At 38.0% G+C, this 23,695-nt stretch carries 20 protein-coding genes; 8 read left to right on the plus strand and 12 right to left on the minus strand.

What is annotated here, in order from left to right:
- Nucleotides 1-93: 93 nt before the first annotated feature.
- Nucleotides 94-2,973 carry a GEVED domain-containing protein gene (locus tag A3EE_RS0103120; RefSeq protein ID WP_018341972.1) on the plus strand — a complete coding sequence of 960 codons (2,880 nt, stop codon included), beginning with the start codon at nucleotides 94-96 and terminating at the stop codon, nucleotides 2,971-2,973.
- A 59-nt stretch (nucleotides 2,974-3,032) separates the two neighbouring features.
- Here the strand turns inward: A3EE_RS0103120 and A3EE_RS0103125 are convergent, their stop codons facing one another.
- Both A3EE_RS0103125 and A3EE_RS0103130 read right to left on the minus strand, forming a co-directional pair.
- Complete coding sequence (locus tag A3EE_RS0103125) at nucleotides 3,033-3,971, minus strand: phosphatidate phosphatase App1 family protein (protein WP_018341973.1); 939 nt, start codon at nucleotides 3,969-3,971, stop codon at nucleotides 3,033-3,035.
- Entirely contained in the window at nucleotides 3,968-4,840 is an 873-nt protein-coding gene (locus A3EE_RS0103130; protein WP_018341974.1) for a diacylglycerol/lipid kinase family protein, read from the minus strand. The genes A3EE_RS0103125 and A3EE_RS0103130 overlap by 4 nt, the downstream gene beginning before the upstream one ends.
- 140 nt (nucleotides 4,841-4,980) lie before the next feature.
- Between A3EE_RS0103130 and A3EE_RS0103135 the strand changes: the two genes are divergently transcribed.
- Nucleotides 4,981-6,663: a T9SS type B sorting domain-containing protein gene (locus A3EE_RS0103135; protein ID WP_051081596.1), complete on the plus strand. Its 1,683-nt coding sequence runs from the start codon at nucleotides 4,981-4,983 to the stop codon at nucleotides 6,661-6,663.
- Nucleotides 6,664-6,702: 39 nt separating this feature from the next.
- On the opposite strand, the gene A3EE_RS0103140 is transcribed toward A3EE_RS0103135, so the two are convergent.
- The 6 genes from A3EE_RS0103140 to lipB all read right to left on the minus strand — a co-directional run bounded on the left by A3EE_RS0103140 (nucleotide 6,703) and on the right by lipB (nucleotide 13,859).
- Nucleotides 6,703-7,317 carry a rhomboid family intramembrane serine protease gene (locus tag A3EE_RS0103140; RefSeq protein WP_018341976.1) on the minus strand — a complete coding sequence of 205 codons (615 nt, stop codon included), beginning with the start codon at nucleotides 7,315-7,317 and terminating at the stop codon, nucleotides 6,703-6,705.
- Between the two features lie 30 nt (nucleotides 7,318-7,347).
- Nucleotides 7,348-8,325, minus strand: coding sequence for a polyprenyl synthetase family protein (locus A3EE_RS0103145; protein WP_018341977.1), 978 nt, complete (start codon nucleotides 8,323-8,325; stop codon nucleotides 7,348-7,350).
- A 77-nt stretch (nucleotides 8,326-8,402) separates the two neighbouring features.
- A complete protein-coding gene (gene rnr, locus A3EE_RS0103150; protein ID WP_018341978.1) occupies nucleotides 8,403-10,694 on the minus strand; it encodes a ribonuclease R in 2,292 nt (763 codons plus the stop codon).
- Between the two features lie 8 nt (nucleotides 10,695-10,702).
- Nucleotides 10,703-12,532, minus strand: a complete 1,830-nt coding sequence (locus A3EE_RS0103155; RefSeq protein WP_018341979.1) for an ABC transporter ATP-binding protein — start codon at nucleotides 12,530-12,532, stop codon at nucleotides 10,703-10,705.
- Nucleotides 12,533-12,675: 143 nt separating this feature from the next.
- Complete coding sequence (locus A3EE_RS0103160; RefSeq protein WP_018341980.1) at nucleotides 12,676-13,074, minus strand: hypothetical protein; 399 nt, start codon at nucleotides 13,072-13,074, stop codon at nucleotides 12,676-12,678.
- Nucleotides 13,075-13,118: 44 nt separating this feature from the next.
- The gene (gene lipB / locus A3EE_RS0103165; RefSeq protein ID WP_018341981.1) at nucleotides 13,119-13,859 is read right to left on the minus strand and encodes a lipoyl(octanoyl) transferase LipB; all 741 of its coding nucleotides are present in this window, start codon (nucleotides 13,857-13,859) and stop codon (nucleotides 13,119-13,121) included.
- A gap of 35 nt (nucleotides 13,860-13,894) precedes the next feature.
- On the opposite strand from lipB, the gene A3EE_RS0103170 reads away from it, so the two are divergent.
- The 3 genes from A3EE_RS0103170 to A3EE_RS0103180 all read left to right on the plus strand — a co-directional run bounded on the left by A3EE_RS0103170 (nucleotide 13,895) and on the right by A3EE_RS0103180 (nucleotide 16,511).
- Nucleotides 13,895-14,233 (plus strand): YraN family protein, encoded by a 339-nt coding sequence (locus A3EE_RS0103170; protein ID WP_018341982.1) that lies wholly within the window; start codon nucleotides 13,895-13,897, stop codon nucleotides 14,231-14,233.
- Nucleotides 14,234-14,334: 101 nt separating this feature from the next.
- Entirely contained in the window at nucleotides 14,335-15,318 is a 984-nt protein-coding gene (locus A3EE_RS0103175) for a type I phosphomannose isomerase catalytic subunit (protein WP_018341983.1), read from the plus strand.
- A gap of 179 nt (nucleotides 15,319-15,497) precedes the next feature.
- Nucleotides 15,498-16,511: a PDDEXK nuclease domain-containing protein gene (locus A3EE_RS0103180; RefSeq protein WP_018341984.1), complete on the plus strand. Its 1,014-nt coding sequence runs from the start codon at nucleotides 15,498-15,500 to the stop codon at nucleotides 16,509-16,511.
- 95 nt (nucleotides 16,512-16,606) lie between these two features.
- Here the strand turns inward: A3EE_RS0103180 and A3EE_RS0103185 are convergent, their stop codons facing one another.
- Together A3EE_RS0103185 and A3EE_RS0103190 are read right to left on the minus strand one after the other, a co-directional pair.
- Entirely contained in the window at nucleotides 16,607-17,104 is a 498-nt protein-coding gene (locus A3EE_RS0103185) for a pyridoxamine 5'-phosphate oxidase family protein (RefSeq protein WP_018341985.1), read from the minus strand.
- A gap of 144 nt (nucleotides 17,105-17,248) precedes the next feature.
- On the minus strand, nucleotides 17,249-17,902 hold the full coding sequence (locus tag A3EE_RS0103190) for a metal-dependent transcriptional regulator (RefSeq protein WP_018341986.1): 654 nt from the start codon (nucleotides 17,900-17,902) through the stop codon (nucleotides 17,249-17,251).
- A 96-nt stretch (nucleotides 17,903-17,998) separates the two neighbouring features.
- Here A3EE_RS0103190 and A3EE_RS0103195 point away from each other — a divergent pair, with 96 nt between their 5' ends.
- The 3 genes from A3EE_RS0103195 to A3EE_RS0103205 all read left to right on the plus strand — a co-directional run bounded on the left by A3EE_RS0103195 (nucleotide 17,999) and on the right by A3EE_RS0103205 (nucleotide 21,083).
- Complete coding sequence (locus A3EE_RS0103195) at nucleotides 17,999-19,249, plus strand: di-heme oxidoredictase family protein (protein WP_245553796.1); 1,251 nt, start codon at nucleotides 17,999-18,001, stop codon at nucleotides 19,247-19,249.
- 11 nt (nucleotides 19,250-19,260) lie between these two features.
- Entirely contained in the window at nucleotides 19,261-19,704 is a 444-nt protein-coding gene (locus A3EE_RS0103200) for a QcrA and Rieske domain-containing protein (protein ID WP_018341988.1), read from the plus strand.
- A 158-nt stretch (nucleotides 19,705-19,862) separates the two neighbouring features.
- Nucleotides 19,863-21,083, plus strand: coding sequence for a hypothetical protein (locus A3EE_RS0103205; RefSeq protein WP_018341989.1), 1,221 nt, complete (start codon nucleotides 19,863-19,865; stop codon nucleotides 21,081-21,083).
- Between the two features lie 283 nt (nucleotides 21,084-21,366).
- Here A3EE_RS0103205 and A3EE_RS0103210 read toward each other — a convergent pair whose 3' ends face one another.
- On the minus strand, nucleotides 21,367-22,392 hold the full coding sequence (locus A3EE_RS0103210; protein WP_018341990.1) for a sterol desaturase family protein: 1,026 nt from the start codon (nucleotides 22,390-22,392) through the stop codon (nucleotides 21,367-21,369).
- 119 nt (nucleotides 22,393-22,511) lie between these two features.
- Complete coding sequence (locus A3EE_RS0103215; RefSeq protein ID WP_018341991.1) at nucleotides 22,512-23,690, minus strand: glycoside hydrolase family 3 protein; 1,179 nt, start codon at nucleotides 23,688-23,690, stop codon at nucleotides 22,512-22,514.
- Nucleotides 23,691-23,695 lie beyond the last annotated feature (5 nt).

Raw genomic sequence — 23,695 nt, forward strand, 5'->3', positions numbered from 1 at the left:
ATGCCTAGCTAGTTCTAGTGATTTTTACTTTTTTCAGATTTGTTTAATTCCAAATTCATACCTTGTAGCTTTATTTATTAACTATATTTTAAGATGAAATCAACATTATTGATTTTTGCCAAACTGCAAGTTGTGTTGCTGTTTTTACTTATTTCAAGATCATCAATCGCTCAAAACTGCGGAGTAGGTGATGAATTTCATGAAGTATTAAAACAGTACAATACGAATTTAAGAACGACAAGTATATCACCTGTGAATGGGATTCTTTATATACCAATCACAATCCATCAAGTTAGACATACAAATGGTACCTTTTCAAAGAATAATTCTCTTGAACCATTTTATCATAGTTTGATAAGTCTGAATAGAGTATTTTCAGAAGTACACATTCAGTTTTATGTGAATAAAAACATAGACTATATAGATAACGATGCGTACTTGCTTCCTACACTAGATGGTGCAGTGAATCAACAATTAATAACCAATTATAAAAATGCAAATACAGCTAATGTATGGATTCTTGATGGTTGGTCTGACTCACAAGCTGATGGTAAGGCTGGACCAGGCGGTGTTCAATTGGCAGGTCTGAGTGAAAGAACAGTGATCCATGAATTCGGACATTTTTTTACGCTAATGCATACATTTGATACTGTAAATGGAGTTGAGAAAGTGGCACGTACCGGAGGCAATTGCGCAACTGCAGGAGATGGACTTTGTGATACACATGCTGATCCATACGGGTTAACTACCTCTCAAATAATTGGAAATGTAGTAACATATAAAAATTGCACCGTAACATCTAATACAAGGGATTTGAACAATGAAGTTTATACTCCTCCATTTGACAATTTTATGTCTTACTACGACAATGAGTGTGGATTAAAATTTACACCTCAGCAATATGACCGCATGGTTGCCAGTATTCCTATTTATCATTCAGCTTATACTGAAATGCAGGGAGCAGGAATTGCAGGAGCACCCTCAGCACTTAATATAGTATCGAATGTTGGCTATAGTGAAATAGCGTGGACGAACAACTCCGGTTCTATAGGTACGATTGTTGAATATTCAACAGATGGCGGAACAAGCTGGTCCGTTATGAATGGTGTTAATTCGACTTCTACAAAGACGGTTCTATCAAATATTTTTGTAGGAAAAACATATTTATTTAGAGCCCGACATTTAAATAGTATTACGTATTCAGCTAACATCACATATACACCAACCATTTCGCACCCATTTATTCCAATAGTAGTAGTAAGTAAACCAACTGATTTTTATTCAATCGGAGGGGTTTCAATCACAAATACGAATCTGGATAATCAAACGAATATTCAGGAAGATTACACAATTCATGCGTATAGTCCTGTTCCGAATTTTTTCATTGGAGGAAGTTTTAATCTCAATTTGAAGATAAAAACAATTGATCATGGCGGGGGAAATATTGGTGTAGGTGCTACATATATGTTTGTGTATTTAGATGAAAATGGTGATGGTGACTTTGATGATATTGGAGAAGTGAAATATCAAGAAACTCAATCTGCTTACCCATTGACCTTAACTATTCCTGTGTCGATTTCTTCACAAGCAACTACTGGATATAAACGTTTACGCATTCGTTCTTTTTCTCAGTATGCGAACCCGAATCCATATGCAATGTATGCTTATGGTGAAACAGAAGATTACATACTTAATGTCATTGCTGACAGTCCATCAATAAGCGCATTGACAGCTCAATTTAATACTTCAAATCAAACGGTTGCATTAGCATGGACAGATCTAATAAACAATTATAATTATGTTATTGAACGAAGCAGTGATGGAATAAACTTTACGGCTATTAAAACTACAACAAGTTCATTGCCATCAACATTTATTGATACGGATGTCGCACCGAATACTCAATATGCATACCGTGTTAAACATGTTGGCGGAGCTTTATATAGTCCAATAGCAGACGTGTTTTCAAATGATTATCCACTAAAATATTGCACACCACTATCTTCTAATGGTTGCAGCGGTACTGGTGGTACCGGTATTGATGAATTTGCGATTCCATCAATCAGTTTTGTAAATAACTCAACAGACAATTGCGGTTTTTCAGGAGGTGGATATTCGAATGAATACCCGAATAAAACAATCGCTTTGTCTGCTGGTCAGAATTATAGCTTTACTGTGAAAAATAATTATTTTGGTGGTGTTAATTTTTTTGATTTGTATTTAGATATAAATCAAAATGGCACTTTCGAAACCTCAGAGAGATTAGTAAACAATATTGCTTCAGGAACAACCTGGGCGTATAAGAATGGTACATTCACAGTTCCGGCTTCTTCATTAAATGGGGCAACCAAATTGCGAATTCGATCATATGCGAATAGTATTGACGGTGCGTGTGGTTCGTCTGCATATGGAGAAACAGAGGATTATAAAGTAATCATAAGCGGCGGAACAGAAGTGCCGGTTATTAATCCTGTGATTACAAATGTTACACAGAATAGTATATCTGTATCTTGGGCTTCAGCAGCATCTCCACTACCTTTAGGATATAAAATTCAAATTTCTACAGATGGTATAGTTTATTCAATTCCCGTTAATTTATCTACAAGCCAAACCTCGTATACATTTGCTGGATTAGTAGCAAACAGTAAATATTTTATTCAAATTATATCTGCGGGAGCAACAACTTCAGCTACAAAAAAACTTTGGACTCAAACATTATCTCTAACAACTGCAATAGCTGATGAAGAAATAACTAAAAATGTTGCTTATGTATATCCGAATCCAGTGTCGGGTATATTAACTATAAAAGCAAATGGTGTTGCTTCGTTGTTTAATAGTGTTGGACAAGCGATAAGAAGTGAATTTATTTCAGAGTCGGGATATTGGGATATGAATGGTCTTGCATCAGGCGTGTATTTTTTACACATTCAAAATGAAAATCAAACTCAGGTATTGAAAATTATTAAACAATAAGCGTTGAAGCTATAGTTAAAGTTTTTTTTAGAACTGTGATTTATAAAGTAATTTATAAATCACAGTTCTTCTATTGAAGGGAATTTATCTCCATAATATAATACGATCCCTTTTTGTTGAAGCAGCTGTGTTGAATAGGCTACAACTTCATCATCTGCAGGACGGTTAACAACTTTAAGGATGATAATATATTTTATACTCTCCGGAAATTTTTCTGCCATGCTTAAATAAATATCCAGATCCTGTTGTGTATTGTCGCCAACAAAAATAAATTTCTTATTGGTAAAAAAACGCAGCAGTAAATTCAAGGTTGTGAGTTTGTGTAAACTCTGTTCCGGGAATTTTTTACCACGAAATACATCACGAAGTTTGCGCATTTCTTTTAAAAAGATTGGACCTTTTGGGAAATTGTTGTGTTTTAAAAAACGATAAATAAGCGGATATAAATTCTGTTCGCTGTTTGATAAATAAAACGGTTCAACCCCTAAAGCATACTGATCACGAATCAATTTCATGGTTGGTTCTACAGCTCTTCTTCGTTCTACAGATGTAAACATCAGCGTTAAAAATTTCATGAATTTATTTGAGATATACGAATGAATTACGGTGTCATCAATATCTGAAATAAGGATGTTATCTGTTTTGATTTCATGAATCTCCAGATCATACAATTCTTTCATAAAGGTTACGGATACACCATTGATCTGAATATCTAAAACGAATTTCTGACCTGTAACTAAATCTGCTGTTAAATAAAAAGAACCTTTCTTATCTGTACTAGTAGTGGCCTTACCTGTATTAAATATAATTTCGATTTGCTGTTCTGAAACAAAGCTTGTTCGGTATAAAGATAGTAATGTGAAAAAAGTTTTTGTGGAGCTGAATCCGGTGAAGCTTAGATCTTTTATAAGTGAATGTGTCAGGTAGCCAAATACCATCAGCTTTTCTCCATTAGATAAAGCATAAAAACTCAGCAGTATGGGTTGCTTCGGCGTCATGGTATTAAAATGGATATTGCTGAAGGCAGCATTTCTATTTTTAAATAATTTACTTCCCCTATATATTCTCCATCAATTTGAAAATCTACTTTCTGATCAATAAAAACTTCCGCAAACGTGCAGCTGATCACATCTGTAAACATATGCTTGTCAATGAAAATATTGAATTTGGTAAGCCCAGCTTTGATAAAATCCGTCCAGCTTATTTTGGGTATATTCCGGATCTCAAACATACCGTCGTGTACAGAGCCTTCGGTAATTTTAATTCCTGTTCCGTACATATTTGCATTCGCGAAAGCTAGCATATAACCTTCCTGCGCTAACGTTTCTTTTTCCGTTTTGATTGTATAATGCAATAACGGAGTTTCTTTTACAGCATGAATGACATGGCGTGCATACCCGATCATACCGCTGTTGCCCGCTTCTTCGTATTCTTTAACCATCATGCCATTGATGCCGATATCTGCAAGATGCACACAGATATGGATATCATTTATGCGTAACAGGTCCAATGGCATAGCGGGCATCGAAGCAAAAAGATATTCGATCAATGCATTTTCTTCAGAAGGTATATTCAATGATGTAGCAAGTCCGTTGGCTGAACCAAGCGGCAATAAAACAATGGGAATGTCTGTGCCTATAAGATTTCGTGCTACAAGCTGAATGGTTCCATCGCCGCCGCCGGCAACAACTCTGTCTGGTTTGTATAAGTTGATCTCTTCGCGTATCATTTCATCATCCCGTTTACCGGTGGTATAAAGAATATTGATGGATGCATTTTTCAATGCAGCGGTTTCCTGAATACGGGCAATAGTTGCATTATTGCTACTTACTCCGGAATTGGGATTGATGACAAATAATATTTTCATGAATGGAATAGCTGGTATTATGAATATAAAAATATTCAGACAGTTTAGCTAGAAAAAATAATCCAAATTCAGAAGATAAAATATAAAAGACCATTGTATATTTAGTCTGTATTTTTATTTATTCGGATCAGCTGCTTATTATGCGGAACTATTTAGTATTCTTTTTTTATATCTGTGTCTTTATATCTGTGTCGTTAAAGACCAAGGCGCAATACATCTTTATTCCGGATGCAAATTTTAGAGCATATTTAGAATCTACATTTCCCACCTGCATGCAAGGCGGCATGATGGACACAACCTGTACAGGCATCACAAATGCAACAACTATAGATGTGCATTCAAAAAATATTTTAGATCTTACAGGAATACAGTATTTCGATCATCTTCAGGAGCTGGATTGTCATGAAAATTACATTGCTTTTTTGCCGCCCTTGCCAATCACGTTAAAATTTTTAAAATGTTATAAAAATATTCTTACATCATTACCCTCTTTGCCTAATATATTGGTGTATTTAGATTGTTCTGAGAATTTACTTACATCTTTACCTATCTTACCTGTTCCGCTGTTTTGGTTAGATTGTGGAATGAATCAGTTGAAGACCTTGCCAGTCTTGCCTGATCCTTTAATAGAATTAAGTTGTGAGATTAATCAATTACAAACCTTGCCAGTTCTGCCTGGACTGCTTCAATATCTGGATTGTTCAGAAAATGAAATCATTAATTTACCTCCATTACCTTCACCTCTTCTTACTTTATCATGTGATAAGAATTTGCTTACAGCTTTACCTGCGTTGCCTGCATCATTAATAAATTTAGGTTGTGTTGGGAATCAATTGACCGCATTACCCAATTTACCTGCATCACTTTTCACCTTATACTGCGGTTTTAATAATTTAGGAGTATTACCTCCTTTGCCTTCTTCACTTCTTAGCTTATCCTGTGTAGAGGCTCAGCTTGTTAATTTGCCTTCTTTACCAAACAAATTGAATTTTCTGGAATGCGATCGAAATGTAATTACTTGCCTTCCTGTATTGCCTAATAGCTTAACGATGCTAATAACAGATTATGTATGCCGTCCAAACCTACCGCCAAATCTTACGACGAACATGCCTTTAAATTCTCCGTTTTGTTCAGCAGTAAATTTTACGCATACACGCGTGTGTGCAGGTGATTCCACACGTTTTAATCTGATTAATGCCAGTTGCCATGTTTTTATGTGGAACTTTGATGATCCGGCTACAGGTGTAAATAATACATCAACGCTGCAAAGCCCCAAACATTTATTTTCTCATTCAGGTACGTTCAATGTAAAACTAATCAGTTATGCTACGAATCCGGCAACGGTGATCACTAAAATGGTAACGGTAGATAAGCTGCAGCACATTGATTTTGGAAACGATCACAGCATGTGTTCGGACGATGGTATTACACTTGATGCAGGAAAAGGATTTGAATCGTATCTCTGGCAAGATGGCTTAAACGCTCAGGTATATAAAGTGACAACAGCAGGCACATATACGGTAACCGCAACAAATACCTGTGGTTCTACAACAGAGACTATTCATCTAAGTGACTATACATTAACGCTGCCTAATTTATTTACTCCCAATAAAGATGGGCATAACGAAACATTTGAAGTTAAAGGATTGGATGGCGATAAGGGATTATTGCAGGTTTATAATTCCTGGGGAGCAGAAGTGTACCGTGCAGAAAACTATAACAACGATTGGAATGGTGAAGAGCTACAGGATGGTATTTATTATTATTCCTTTACACTAAAAAGCTGTCCTGTAAAGAAAGGATGGATACAGATCATACGGTAAAGTAGATCTGTACTGTTTTATTCTATTGGGTTTTTTATTTTAGCCAATAATATTTTGCACCGCAGATGCCACAGTCTGGATCATTGCCAGCACAGCACGATAATCATAAATGCTCATAAATACCAAGCCATAAATTGCACCATATAAGTGTGCGGAATGATTGACATTATCTCTGCTTTTCTTATCCATGTAATAAGAATATGCCAGGTATAAAATACCAAACACAATTGCGGGCATGGGTATGAAGTAGATCAAAAGAGTGCTGAAAGGCTTCAATATGATTGACGCAAAGATTACTGCAGACACCGCACCGGATGCGCCAAGGGATGCATAATTCGAATTGTGTTTATTTTTTAAATAGGTTGGAATATCAGAAACTACGATCGCAGATAAATAGAACACAATATACAAACCTGTACCCAACCATGCTTCAGCGATATATCCGAAGAAATAAAGCGAGATCATATTGAAGATCAGGTGCGGATAATTTGCATGAATAAAGCCGGATGTAACAAATCGATAGTATTCTTTTTTGCGCTCAATCCAATAAGGCGTAAGAAGAAAGCGGTTCATTAATTGCGGATTGTTTAATGCCAGATAGCTGACAATGCAATTAATGATGATTATAATAACGGTGGTAGAGAGCGCCTGCATAATAGTATAGTAGGGAAGTAAGATCGCAGCTTATTGTTCGCGGCCGATCAATGCAAGCAGGTAATCTTTGATGTAATGCTTACGAAAGATCGAACCTTTTACTTTACCTAACGATTCAACCGCCTGATCGAAGTACTGCTGAATCAATGCTTCGGTTTCTTCTTTAATTTCTAATTGGTCGTAAATTTTTGTTACGCCTTCAACTTTCGCTTTGTCTGAAATGGTTTTATCGGACAATAGTTTTTCTAATTCTTTTTTCGTTTTTCCTTCTGCTTTTTCAAGTGCACGGATCAATAAGAAAGTTTTTTTGTTTGCAACAATATCGCCGCCTACTTTTTTTCCGAAGGTTGCTGCATCACCATATACATCCAGTAGATCGTCTTTCAATTGAAAACCAATACCAGCAGAGATGCCTACAGTACGAAGGTGTTCGCAGCTCTTATCGTCTGCGTCCCCTAAGATACCGCCAAGCTCCATGCTGAAGCCTAACAATACAGCAGTCTTCAAACGGATCATATTGATATAATCATCCACGCTGATGGTTTCAAGTGTTTCAAAGTTCATATCAAACTGCTGACCTTCACAAACACCTGCTGCTGTTTCATTGAAACGATCCAATACACGCTTCAGATGTTTTTCATCAACAGACATAAATTGTTTGTAAGCTTCAACAAGCATTACATCGCCTGAAAGGATCGCAATGTTGGTGTTCCATTTTTCGTGTACCGTCGACTTGCCTCTGCGAAGCGGAGCCTTGTCCATGATGTCGTCGTGCATCAACGTGAAGTTGTGAAAAACCTCCACAGCAACCGCAGCATGCATCACCTTGGTACAGTCTTCTTCAAAAATATAATTTGATAACAACGTTAAGAGCGGTCGCATACGCTTACCGCCCAGATCCATAATGTATCGGATCGGTTCGTATAATTCAGTCGGCTCTTTCCCAAATTCAGCTTTTGTGATCGCCTTTGAAATGTCTTTGGTTAAACGCTCTGGAGTAAGTAACATATATTTTAATTAATGCTGTATTCTAAAATGGATTTGTATATAAATCATCTCGTGTAGCAACAGTCAGATCTATTGATTTATCGTTTTCTTTTTGGCGATGGACGTACATCACTGAAATCCAACGCGTCTCTATTTACGTCCCTGTCTAGGTCTCTGTCTCTGTTTACACCTTTGTTTGTGTCGCTGTTGTTCACTAACTCTAAATCAATTGTTCTGCGTTCAAGATTGGTAGATTTCACTATAACCTGAACAGAATCACCTAAGGTGATCATGCGTTTATTTTTCTTGCCAACGATTCTGTAATTGTCCATATCAACTTCATAGAAATCATCTTCCAGATCGGCCAGACGAACCATACCTTCGCATTTTGTTTCAACCAGTTCCACAAACATTCCAAATTCTGTAACACCTGATACAATACCTGCAAACTCTTTGCCGATACTGCTCTGCATAAACTCCACCTGTTTGAATTTAATAGAACTGCGTTCTGCTTCGGCTGCTAATTTTTCCTGTGCAGAAGAATGTTCGCAGGCATCGATGTAATAATCTTTGTCTGCAGATTTTCCTCCGTCTAAATAATGCTGCAATAAACGATGCGCCATTACATCCGGATAACGGCGGATAGGAGAGGTGAAGTGCGAGTAATGTTTGAATGCCAACCCGAAGTGCATATCGGGTTCGATGCTGTAAATCGCTTTCGACATGGTACGTATTGCTAAACTCTGCAACACGTTTTGTTCCGGCTTGCCTTCTACTTCATCGCTTAACTTATTTAAGTTTTTCGCAATCGTATGTTCATCGTCCAGTTCAACTTTGTGACCGAAACGTTTTGCAAACGTTGATAAGGCTGCAAGTTTTTCAGGATTCGGTGCATCGTGGGTACGGTACACCATGGTATTGGATTCTTTTCCACCTTTTTTTAGATTGAAAACAAACTCTGCTACACGTTTGTTTGCAAGCAGCATGAATTCTTCGATCAGTTTGTGTGCATCTTTACGAACCTTCGGAACAACTTCCAACGGTTTTCCTGTTGAGTCTAGTCTGAATTTTACTTCAACGGTTTCAAAACTGATAGCACCTTCTTTGAAGCGTTGGTCGCGCATTTTTTTCGCAAGCGTATTCAGTATAGTCAATTCTTTTGGCAAGTCGCCTTGCAGTGTTTCTAATACTTCCTGCGCCTGTTCGTAAGAGAATCTGCGGTTTGAATGAATGATGGTTCTTCCAAACCATTCTGTATGGATCTTAGAATCTGCATCAATTTCAAAAATAGCAGAGAAGGTTAATTTATCTTCGTTTGGTCTTAGCGAACACAATTCATTTGAAAGACGCTCCGGTAGCATCGGTACACAGCGGTCTACAAGGTAGACAGATGTTGCACGGCGATACGCCTCTTTATCTAAGATGTCGCCCGGTTCAATGTAGTGTGATACATCTGCAATGTGTATACCTATTTCCCAATTGCCATTGTCTAAATATTTAAATGATAATGCATCATCAAAATCTTTAGCATCTTCGGGGTCAATTGTGAATGTTAATGTATCGCGCATGTCTCTGCGCTTTTTAATTTCTGCTTCGGATGTTTCTGCTTTGATTGCTTCCGCAGCTTTTAATACCGTCTCCGGAAATTCATATGGAAGTCCAAACTCTGCAAGGATCGCATGCATCTCCGTTTCATTTTCACCAGCCATACCAAGCACTTCGGTTACTTTACCCGTTGGACTTTTTTCCTCGCGTGTTGGCCAGTTTGTAATGTCAACTAAAACTTTTTCACCTGTCTTTGCACCATTGATAAATTCTTTCGGTACAAAAATGTCAACGTGCATTTTGCGGCCATCGGGTATAACGAATGCATGTCGTGCGGATACTTCAATACGTCCAACAAAAGAAGTACGTTTGCGTTCTACAACTTCGACGATTTCGCCTTCTGCACTCTTCGTGCCTTTGTTGCCGCCGCCGCTGCGCTTGTATAAAGCTACGCGTACAATGTCTCCATCTAAGGCGCCGCCTATCTTATTGCCACTGATCCAGATATCATGTTCTGCTTTTTCACCACCTTCTGTAATCGGAATCACATAACCGAAGCGTGGATTTACAAAATCCAAACGACCTGTTATTAGATTTTCTCCGCCGCTACTGCCGGCATAGCTATATAAGCCTGATTTATCTTTCGCAATTGCGCTTTCAAGCACAAGTTCTTCAAGCAAGTCTTTAAGAGCTTTCTTGTCTTTGTCGCGAACGAGGTGAAGTTTTTTGATTAACTCTTTATAGCTGAAAGGATTCTTTCTGCTGTTATTAAAAAATTTGATAATTTTTGATTTAAGGCTTTCTCCGCCTTTAGTATCGCTTTGTTCTGTTGTATTTTTTCTCATGAAAAAGATTAGACTTTTTTCTTTCGTTTGGATTGGGCTCGAATAATGTCTTCGAGGTTCCCTTTTGGTATTGAATGAATAAGTCGTTTGGTATATTCGGTTTGAGGGTTTTTGTAGATGTCTTCTGCGTAACCCATTTCTTCAATTTTACCTTTATTCATTACAATGATGCGGTCTGACATAAATTTTACGACCGATAAATCATGTGATATAAAGATATAAGTAAAATTGAATTCTTCTTTTAATTCGTTCAATAAATTTAACACCTGTGCCTGAACGGATACATCAAGTGCAGATACGGATTCATCGCAAATGATGAATTTCGGATTTAGAGCCAAAGCCCTTGCTATACAAATACGCTGGCGCTGACCGCCTGAAAATTCGTGCGGATAACGATTGAATTGTTTGCTGCTTAAATTTACACGTTCAAGTAATTCAATCGCACGTTTTCTTCGTGCATAATCTGTGTCCAGAATGTTGTTTACGCGCATTGGTTCAATAATGGCTTCACCAATGGTCATTCTTGGGTTTAACGATGAATACGGATCCTGAAAGATGATCTGTATGTCTTTACGCAATTCGCGTAATTGTTTTGATTTTAATGCAAGAATGTCAATGCCTTCAAATTCAATAGAACCACTTGTTGGATCGATCAAACGAAGGATACTTCTTCCTAAGGTTGTTTTGCCGCAGCCGGATTCGCCTACCAGACCGATGGTTTCACCCGGATATACATCAAAGCTCACATCATCAACAGCCTTAACATGATCTATGGTTTTATTGAACAAGCCTTTTTTTATCGGGAACCATGTTTTAAGATTTTTGATCTTTAAAATAGGTTCTAATTTTCCCAGTGCTGTATTGCGGTCTGCCAAATCTTCGTCTGAAACGTAATTGAATAAGATGGCTTCCCCAATAGAAGAGAATTTACGCTCTTTTTCAAGAAACTTCCCTTGCGCATTCACTTCCATGAAATCGGAAACGATCGGCAAAACTTTCAAACGGATATCCAATTTCGGACGGCAAGCCAGAAGGCCTTTTGTATAGGGGTGTTTAGGGTTTGAGAAGATCTCAAATACGGTTCCCTGTTCAACAATTTTACCCTGATACATAACGATCACTTTATCTGCAATCTCTGCTACAACGCCCAGATCATGGGTGATGAAGAGGATTCCCATATTGTTTTCGTCGCGAAGTTGCTGCATCAATTCGAGGATGCGGGCCTGCACCGTAACGTCAAGGGCAGTAGTTGGTTCATCGGCAATTAGGATAGATGGATTGCAGGACATTGCCATCGCAATCATAACCCGTTGCTTTTGTCCGCCGGAGATCTGATGGGGATAGGAATTGAATATCGCCTCCGGTCTTGGTAATTCTACTTTTTCAAAAAGCTCAATGGTCCTTTTCTTTGCTTCCTGGCTGGAAACTTTTTGATGAAGTTGTATCGCTTCCATTACCTGATTTCCACACGTAAAAACCGGGTTTAGGGAAGTCATTGGTTCCTGAAAGATCATGGAAATAGAATTCCCGCGTTCGTCCTGCATCTCTTTTTTATCAAGAGTAATGAGGTCAATAATACCTTTTTCAGGATGGTTAAATTCGATTGTTCCGTTTGCTATTTTCCCAGGAGGATTGGGAATGAGCTGCATAAGAGACAGGGCTGTAACGGATTTTCCTGAACCGGATTCACCAACAATACCGATGGTTTCGCCACGTTTAAGCGTAAAGCTCACATCGTCAACAGCTTTCACAATTCCTCTTTCGGTACGGAAGTGCGTGCTGAGATTGCTTACTTTAAGTAGGAAATCCTGTTCTGTTTTATCAACCTCGTCCTGCATTGTTGCTTCTCTTCAAAAACGATTTTATTGTAATTTATTCCAAAATAAGCACAATGCAAATTATTGAATTTGTGTATGCTTCTTTAAACGAAAATTATATTAAAAGGTTTCAATAAAATAATCGAATAATGCCATAATGGTATTTACCTATGAAGTATGCCTTTAAGCCCTAATTGAGGAATCGCGACTAAGTTTTGTTCAATTATGGTTTCGGGTACAAAGATGAATTTCTTATCATAGATCTGCTTGCCGATAAAGTAACTGATCCAGTATTCATTATTCAAATGGAAAACGGATGGGTCGATCAGTTCGATCTTTGTGAAATTATTTGCTTCAACAACCGGGAAGACGTGACGCAAAACAGAGGTTTCCTGCGGAAAACCGTCTTTGATACCGTACCCCCGTGAGCGTACAAAAACATTATCGATTGGGAATTCATTGCTGTTAATGATGTACACATTCCAGGATACGGCATCATTAATTTCCTGAGCAACGGCAATATATACGCCTTCTACGCTAGGGAAAGGAATATCTTTTTTCATTTAATATTACTAGACTTTATACTTAATACCGCAGCTATACGGTATCACATCACATTAATTTTACTTGAACGATCTATTGTTATTTCAAACAGATCTACGATATGATTGATTAAAATGTTCTTCACCTTATCCATGGAAACATCTGCACCCAATTCTTCCGAAATAGACGTAACCGCCTTGTCGTCAATGCCGCAAGGGATGATGTTTTTAAAATAACTCAGATCGGGTTGTACATTGAGCGCAAAACCGTGCATGGTTACCCATCTGCTTGCTTTTACACCCATGGCACATATTTTTCGGGCCTTAACCGGATTTTCAGTTTCAATCCAAACACCGGTAAGTCCATCGATCCGTCCCGCTGTAATTCCAAGATCGGCCAGCGTACGTATAATTGCCTCTTCCAGAAAACGCAGGTATTTATGAATGTCTGTAAAGTAGCTGTCCAGATCAAATATCGGGTAACCTACCAATTGACCCGGACCATGATAGGTTATATCACCGCCTCTATTGATCTCATGATAGGTAGCATGTGCATCCCGCAGCTGAGATTCATTGATCAGTAAATTCTCCCGTTTGCCGCTTTTGCCTAAGGTATAGACATGCGGATGTTCACACAAAAGCAAATAACCGGCAGGAGCCTGTTGATCTTCTTCAGGAAGATCACGCAGCACCAGTTTTTTTTCAATAATTGAATTAAACAGTTTTGTTTGATAATCCCATGTTTGCTGGTAATCAACTAAACCTAAGTCTTCAATTAATACGCTTTTGTTTGTATGTTTATACATTCGAATTCAATCAATACAGCAAATATACGATTTTTATGGAGCATATACAGAAAGGTATTGCAGGGGAAGACAAGGCTTGCATGTATCTGGAACAGAAAGGGTATAAAATTTTCCAGCGGAATTACAGAGCAGGGAAAGGCGAAATTGATATCGTTGCGCAAGCAGCAGATTGCTTGTGTTTTATCGAGGTTAAATACAGGAAGCACAACAAGTTTGGTTTCCCTGAAAATTTTGTAACCGAAAAGAAAATGAATAAGATCATGCAGACGGCTGAAGCATATGTTTTGCAACACAATTGGCATGGACGTATTCGTTTTGATGTGATTGCCATTACCGGAAATGAAACACCTATGCATATTGAAGATGTTACATAGGCACGAATTTTAAGACATTGAAATGATACAAATTGAATTTAATTCAGGGTTTGGGTTTAGATATTGTTTCTCTATCTTGCGTGTCATATTTTGAGATTAAAATGAGTACACTATATCCATTACGTTTTAAAACGATTTTTAAAGATAAGATCTGGGGAGGTTCTAAGATCAAAACTGTTTTGGGAAAAGATTACGATCCGTTGCCAAACTGTGGAGAGACCTGGGAATTATCAGCAGTTGCGGAAGAGCCTTCTGTAATTGATAATGGAGTGTTTGCGGGCCAGGACCTAAACGCACTTGTTAAGACCCATGGTGCGGAACTGATGGGCAAGAAAAACCTTGAACGTTTTGGAAACGAGTTTCCTCTTTTAATAAAATTTATTGATGCGAATGCAGATCTGAGTATTCAGGTACATCCGGATGATACTCTTGCAAATGAGCGCCACAACTGTGCAGGTAAAACAGAGATGTGGTACATCTTAGCGGCAGATGAAGCGGCACGTTTGAATGTTGGTTTTAATAAGCAGACGAACAAAGATGAGTATCTTGATTATTTAAATAAAGGTAAAATATTAGACTTACTACATTATGAAACGGTAGCTGCAGGAGACGTATTTTATTTGCCGGCAGGAAGAATTCATTATATAGGTAGAGGAATTTTATTGGCTGAAATTCAGCAGACATCGGATATTACGTATCGCATCTATGATTTTGATCGCAAAGACGCGAAAGGCAATAAACGTGAACTGCATACAGAGCTAGCCTTGGATGCAATTGACTTCAGTCATGTGGAAGACTATAAAACAAAGTACGAAGCCGAAGAAAATATTCCTGTAAACTTAGTTGACTCAAAATATTTCACAACAGATTTATTTGTATTAACAGATGAAATTGAACTGGATTATTCTGAAACAGACATGTTCCGCATTTTTGTGATCGTTGAAGGAGATGTGATGATGACAACCGAACAAAACAAATCCGATCTGCTGACCTTTGGTGATGTGGTGTTGGTGCCTGCGTCTGTGAAAGAGGTTTTGTTTTCACCGTTGGGTGAAGTGAAGATACTGGAGGTTTATATTCCGTAAATGAGAATTTTTAAAAGAAACCTTTTTCAGGTGGAATTGGTATGTATTTTTCGTTTGTAGAATAAGGATAATAATCTTACAACCTTTTTTTGTGTTTCAGTACACATATTTTAGAATCTTTTAGTTAATATTTTTTACTAATATATTTTATCTCAGCTAAAACATTACCTTAATTTATTATGCTTCAAAACCACTCCTTAATCCCAGATATAAAAGCAATTATTACCAATGCTCGAGACAAAGCCATTAAAGCAGTTGATAACGAGCGGACAATAATGTATTGGACAATTGGCAAACGTATCTTTGAAGAAGAACAACAAGGGAAAGACCGTGCGGATTATGGGACATATTTAATTAAATTCCTGGCGGATCAATTGCAACCCGAATATGGAAGTGGTTTTTCGATAAGACAACTAGAGCGATATCGACAGTTTTACCGTATTTACCCAATTGCGTCCGCACTGCGGACGCAATTGAGCTGGACTCAATATAAACTATTGCTTTCTGTTGATAATCAAGATAAAAGAGATTTTTATGTTGCTGAAACCGTAAAGAATAATTGGACGTCAAGACAGTTAGAGCGTCAAATTAATAGTAGTTTGTACGAGCGACTTTTGATGAGTAGTGATAGAGAAGATGTTTTGGCTGTGGCGAGAAAGGAAAAAATGCCGTCGGATGCAAGACAGATTATAAAAGACCCGATGTTTTTAGAGTTTTTGGATTTAAAACAAGAAGCTTCTTATTACGAAAGAGATTTAGAAAGCGCAATTATTACCCACTTGCAAGATTTTCTATTAGAGTTAGGAAATGGTTTTGCATTTATTGCAAGGCAAAAGCGTATTCATATTGAAGGAGATGATTTCTTTGTAGATTTAGTTTTTTATAACCGTTTATTGCAATGTTTTGTAATCATTGAAATAAAAACTGAAAAACTAAATCATCAAGATATAGGTCAGTTGCAAATGTATGTTAACTATTACGATCGTATAGAGAAAAACGATAATGAAAATTCCACAATTGGAATCTTACTTTGTGCCACTAAAAACGATGGTGTAGTCAAGTTTTCTCTTCCCGAAAACAATAAGAATATTATCGCGAGTCAATATAATTTATACTTACCAACAGAGAAACAGCTGCTAGAAGAAATGAAAAAAGAGTTGGCAAACTTTGAAGAAGATAAAAATCAAGAATAGCAACCTCAAAGATTACTTTTCTGTAAATAAAAAAGTCCAGTAACTATTCTTATAGGAATTAGCACTGGACTTTTTTTATTTATATCAGATGAAATTTAAAGATTTATTTTTCCGTGTTTTCCTTCGTTGTATTCTTTTCCGGTAACAAGTGCTTTTACCATATTAAATGCTACAACCATTTTGTTTGAACTGCTGTCCCAATAGCTCGCTTCGGTAGGAATTACTTTTATCAGAATCAATTCCGGGTCGTCAATGCCCATCGGGAACCAAGCCTTCATGATTGGACTCCAGAACTCTTTCATTTTCGAATAATCATAAGACAAACGTGCATTGCCATTGATCATCAAATAAACGTTTTTACTTTCGCTTATAATTGCTAAAGATATCTGTGCGTTTTGTTCGATCTCATCTACTTTAGGAGAAGACATTTTTGTAAAAAACCACATGGTTCCGTCTTCTTCAACATGAGATATACCCATCGGTCTGCCCGATAAGTTTTCTGTATATTTTTCGATCGTAATCAGCATGCATGTTTTTACATCTTTAACAAGCTCTACTAATTTGCTTACGTCTTGGTTTAGTTCTTCTTTCATAGTTGTATGAATTAATGTTCATACAAATATTCAATTTGTAAACTTGAAAATCTTTACATGATTTTTATTAATTGTTGCATGTTGTGAACGTATCCTAAGTCCCCTTTAGGGGATTTAGGGGTAAAGCAGAAGTTTCTAAAATTTTTATTTACACAATATATTATTCGCAATCTCCTGACTTAAATAAAATTCCTTTTTATTATTTACAGATACCAAAATCGATTGGTCAAATTCAACCACATCTTTGATCGTAATCTCTGCGCCCAACTTAAGTCCTAATTTATCTAGGTGTTGTAAGAACGAAGGTGTATGGTTCTCAATGCCCGTCATTGCTACCGTTTTTCCTATGTTGATGGCAGTAAGTTTAACCGATTTGTTTTGCGCAAACTTTCCGTTTTTATCCGGGATCGGATCGCCGTGTGGATCAAACTCGGGATTACCTAAAAATTTTGCCAGGCGTTCGGTCAACTCTTCAAAATTAACATGCTCAAGTTCCTCGGCCATCGGGTGTATTTCATCCCATTTAAAGCCGAGCTTTTCAACCAGGAAAACTTCCCAAAGACGGTGTTTACGGATGGTTTTAACGGCAACCGCTCTGCCTTGGTCGGTTAACGTAACTGCTTTATATTTTTCATAAAAGATTAATCCTTTATCCCCCAGTTTTTTGAATGCTTCTGTTACGGTAGCAGCCTTTACATTCAGTTCATTGGCAATATCATTGGTGTAAGCCCCGTCTTTATTGCGTTCAGTCTGCTTGTAAATAGCTTTTAGATAGTTTTCTTCTATATGTGAACTCATTTTACCTTAATAATTTTAGGTTAAGCTAAATATTTAATTTGTTATACCAAATAAATGGACGTAAATTTGATTCCGAAATTACAGACCAAAAATAGTATGACCACCAAAAATAGTATGACCAAAAATAAGATTGTTTTGTTTGTTGTTACACTCTGTTTTATTGCAGCGGCATGTAGCAAATTGACAGAACATATAGCTCCTAAGTCTCCTGACGAAGATCAGTTGTTAGATGGTCCTATAGAAGGACTTTCTGAACTTGAAAAACGCCAGTTCTTGGCTGGAGATGCAGCTTTTAACGGAGAGCTGTTTTTTTCAGGCAATGGGCTCGGGCCATACTTTGTAACTTCTTCCTGCGGAAGCTGTCATGCGGGAGATGGGAAAGGACATCCATTTACCACACTGACGCGCTTTGGACAATCTGATACACTTGGCAATACTTATTTACATCTTGGCGCACCTCAATTACAAAACAGGGCTTTGCCTGGTTTTACTCCGGAACAGTTACCGGCAGGAGCCAGCTTTTCAAAATTTATGCCTCCTGCAAATACAGGTTTAGGTTTTCTTGAAGCACTGACGGATTCGCAGATCCTGGCAAATGTAGATGTAGAAGATGCAAATGCAGATGGTATTTCAGGTAGGGTGAATTATGTAACTGCTCCTGATTTTTTCGCTCCGTTGGCGCATCATCAACCTCACAATGGAAAATTTATCGGCCGTTTTGGCAAAAAGGCGGCAGCAATTGACCTGTTGCATCAGACGGTAAATGCATACAATCAGGACATGGGCATTACTTCTGATTACCTGCCGAACGAGCCTGTAATGAATGGCTTGAGCAATCCGTATTTTGATCCCTTTCCCGGACCGGAAGTACAGTTGTCAACGATTGATAACGTAGTTTTTTATCTGAGAACATTGAAGGCACCTGTACAACGCAATTCATCGGATGCAGAGGTGATCGCAGGTAAACAATTATTTCTGGACATCAATTGTGGAAGCTGTCATATTCCTGAATGGACAACTCAGCAATCAACGATCGCTGCACTGTCAAATAAAACATTTTATCCATACACCGATCTGCTGCTGCATGACATGGGTTCGGGTCTGGATGATGGATATACTGAAGGTACTGCCTTAACACCCGAGTGGCGCACACCGCCATTATGGGGGCTGGGCTTGTCAATGAATTCGCAGGGCGGTTCATACTTTCTGATGCACGATGGAAGAGCTACATCGATACAGCAAGCCATTGAATTGCATGGAGGCGAAGCACTCGCTGCAAAAAATCTGTTTGTGAATCTTTCTCAAACAGATAAACTGAAACTAATCAAATTTCTTGAAAGCTTATAACGATCAGAATTATGGATAGAAAAGATTTTATAAAAAGTTGTGGAATGATCTGCGCTGGAGGCGTTGGTATTGCGGCACTGCTGCAAAGTTGTGCGACCAGTCAGTATTTTGCAAGCAGTGAAATTTCGGGCAATTATTTAACTGTACGGGAAACAGAATTCACGGTAGACAAAAATGGTCTTGCTGTAGATCGCAGATATGTATTGGTGCGCTCTGAAAAATTAAACTTTCCGATTTATTTATACAAAGTAAATGCACAGGAGTACTCAGCAGTGTGGATGGAGTGTACGCATCAGGGAGCTGAATTGTCTGCCCATGGTGAACAACTATCTTGTCCGGCGCATGGCAGCGAATTTGATAAGTTTGGTCATGTGGTACAAGGCCCGGCACAAAGCAATTTGAGAAAATTTAAAACGCTGGTTGAAGACGGCATCATTAAAATTCAATTGTCATAAAATATAAAATAAACAATTCGTCAGACCACTTTTTTGTGGTCCAAGAATGTTGTAAACAACTGTGGTCTGACGACTTTTTTGTTCGTCTGATCACTTGATTAATAAAGTCGAGACTGTAAAATAAATTCATCCCTCTTTTCAGATTTTAATTTAAATCAATGAAAAAAATAATTCTGCTGCTTGCCTGCATCATTCAATTTACAACTTACGCACAGGTAGATTCTTCTTTGTTCAAACGCGTTGCCGTACAAGATACTTCCATACAATTGAATGTAGACGCTACGTATAACCGTCCGTTTCTTTCTGTCGGAAAATCTCCGGTGGCTGTGGGGGGCTACATTGAAGCAAACACAAATTATGCAGTAACGGATGGCGTTTCAGAAGGCTTGTCTTTTCAGATGAGAAGAATGACGTTGTTCTTATCTTCTGCAATCGGTAAGCGTGTTCGTTTTTTATCAGAGATCGAATTTGAAGATGGAACAAAAGAAATCAACATTGAATTTGCAGCCGTTGATTTTGAATTTCATCCCATGTTTAATTTGCGAGGTGGAATTATTATGAATCCCATCGGTTCATTCAATCAGAATCACGATGGTCCGAAGTGGGAATTCATTGACCGTCCGATTGCGTCAACTACAATCATTCCTTCTACCTGGAGCAATGTTGGTTTTGGATTATGGGGGAAATATTCGAAGAACAAATGGGCTTTTGCCTATGAAGCTTATCTGTCCAATGGTTTCGATGATCGCATCATTGATAACAATTTAAATCGTACAAATTTGCCCGCGACAAAATTGAATCCGGATCGCTTTGAAGAAAGTTTTAATGGTGTTCCCTTAACTACATTGAAAACAGCACTTGGACATAGAGTGCTTGGAGAGATCGGTATTTCCTGGATGGGAGGAGTGTACAATAAATTTGAAGAAGACGGTTTGGTATTGGATTCCAGACGAAGAGTGGATCTTCTGGCAATCGATTTTAAAACAACATTGCCCATAAAGACTGCTATACGCGGTGAATGGGTGTGGGCTTTTGTGGATGTGCCTTCTACGTATTCACAGCAATATGGAGAGAAGCAGCGGGGCGGTTTTATTGATATTGTGCAACCGGTGTTAAGGCGTACCATGCTTGGTTTTGAAAAGGCTGTATTGAATGCCTGTGTGCGACTTGAATACGCAGATTATAATGTTGGGACGTTTAATGAAACAGGAGGGGACATCGGAGATCATATGTATGCAGTTGTTCCGGCGATCAGCTTCCGGCCTTTTCCTCAGACTGTTCTACGTGCCAATTACAGATACTCGTGGACAAGTGATCTCTTAAATAATCCGCCTTCAAAAACAGCAGCGTTTCAGTTTGGGTTTTCGACGTATTTTTAAAAACGGCTCTATCCGTAGAGTTAGCGAAGCGCTCTACGGATGTTTAATAACCAAGAGTCTTCGACTCGACCTTAAAGTCAGATAAAATAATTATACGAGTCAAAGACTCTATTTCATGCTAAATCCGTAGAGTGTGGTTATTCCAAACCTATGAGGTTTTGTAACGAAGAGAGTTGGAGATTCGGATGAGTAGAGCTGGTGGGGAGAAAACCTCATAGGTTTCGTATCTTATTCTTAGGAATAAAAAAACTCCCGTTATTGAGCGGGAGTTTTTTTACTATGATTATGCAGCCGATTGTTGTTGCGCTCTCTGTGCTTCTTTTTGTTTTTTGATTTCTCTTTGCAATGCTTTCGCAGTTTGAGAGAAGTCGCCCGGCATCCAGCCCGGAGGGCCGAAGATGTACATAAATTTATGCCCCCAGTTTGAAGTACTTTTTACATCATTCCAGATATCTCTGTATTCGTGTCCTAAAATAATAAGTGGATTGTATGATTTAGGCGGGTGTACAACACCGAATTTAATTTCAATTCCTTCGTCATCCAGAATTTCGTGCGTTCCGAAAATTTTATCGAAGATATTTAAATAACCACCGTGGTTTTTATCCATATACTCGATGTTCTGAGCGTGGTGTACCTGATGTTGTTTGTGTGTATTCATGAATTTTTCGAAGAAACCTAAGTAAGGCATAAACTTCGTGTGTAATTGAAACTGCCACAACGATTGAATAGAAAGACAGATCATAACCATAACCGGACTGAAACCGATTGCAGGCAACCACAACCAGAAGATTGGTTTGTAGATTAATGTTACCCATCCGTTACGGATACCTGAACCTAAGTTGAAGTTATCAGAAGAGTGGTGTACAATATGCGCAGCCCATAGGCATCTGATTGTGTGGCTTAAGCGGTGATACCAATAGTAGTTAAAGTCATCACAAACCTGGCAGATAAGGAATATGTACCAAGCCATTCCAAAGGAAGCCCAGCCGAAAATATTTACACTGTTTGGTGTGAAGAAATTATATGCCTCGCCAGGATTAACTGGTGTATTAAATAATTTATATACACCAATAAACATGGCAAACGAAAGAATCTTTGCAAAAATTGCTACAATTACAGAACCTGCACCCATAGATACGCTGGCTCCAAAATCTTTCCACTGATATAGTTCCGGATCGTATTTTAAGCTGAGTACAATCTCAACACCAATAAGTAATACAAAAGCTATAACCCCATAAGCTGCAATAGGGTCATCAAATCTATACTCTCCTTGAAGTTGACGGATGGTATCTACAATTGATTGAAACATGGTATTTATACGTTTTTAATTTATTGCAATTTACTAAAAATGAGGTAAAAAGTCTATGATAATTATCGAGGACTTTCATGATTTTATCCGTATGGGATTATTTCAAGATGATCTTTACTCTATTTTTTATTTTTCAATTGCATAATGCGTGCATAAGCCTCATTAATGCGACTTTCGGGAATTTCACCAGATAAAACTAATTTTTTTATGATAGCATGAATTTCAGAAGCTTTGATCCGATCGCTAACAGAAACGTTGTTTCCAAAAACCAATACATCTACACCGGCAAGAATGGATAATTTGATGGCATTTTCCAGTCCGTAATTTTTACTGATGGCATACATCTGCATGTCATCTGAAAATACAACACCTTTATAACCGAGCATCGTTCTCAAAATATCTGTTACCATTACTTTTGAAAGTGTACCCGGAAGTTTGGATGCATCCAAATGTTCGTTGATGATGTGTGCCGTCATTACGGCATCGATATAACCGGAGTCGATCAGTGATTTGTAAGGTAAGAGTTCAATGACGTTCCACTGATTGGTCACATCTACAATTCCCAAATGCGAATCGGACGAAGAGCTGCCGTGACCCGGAAAATGTTTTACAATGGTTTTAACACCTTGTGTGTGGTGTGCATTAATGCTTGCACCTGCATGGATTGCAACGATTGCAGGATCTGCAGAATAACTTCTTCCCACTTTTGCAATGATGGGATTGTTTGGATTGGTTGCAAGATCTAAACAAGGAGCGTAGTTTAAATTGAAACCCAATTCTTTTAACTCAGCAGCCAAACGTGTTGTGTAGTATCTTGTAGAATCGAGGTTGTTCAGGTTACCTAAATATCCAGCAGAAGGCATGGATACAAATCCATATTTTTCTTTTAAGCGATGTACTTTACCACCTTCTTCGTCGATACTCATGAAGAGCGGGGTAGACGCGTAGCGCTGCATATCAGCAATAAGTTTTTTGAGCGTTGCAGCAGATTCTGTATTCGAAATATTTTTTTCAAAAAGAATAATGCCACCCATCTTACCGCTTTTGATCTCTGCAATAAGCGAATCGTCAGCTGCTAAACTTTTACGATCGTTGATACCGATCATGATCATCTGTCCGATCTTTTCATCCAGCGAAACGTTTTCGTAGATTGGACGTTTTGCTTCCGTTTGTTTTACAGTGGCTTCTTCTGTTTTATCTGCTGGCTGTGAAGCGTTGCTTGATGGTTGTTTGGTGCAACCAACGAATGATAAAGAGATAGAAAGTACTAAGAGTGTTATAAATGATTTTATGTACATATAAT

This window comes from Cytophaga aurantiaca DSM 3654 (assembly GCF_000379725.1).
Lineage (GTDB): Bacteria > Bacteroidota > Bacteroidia > Cytophagales > Cytophagaceae > Cytophaga > Cytophaga aurantiaca.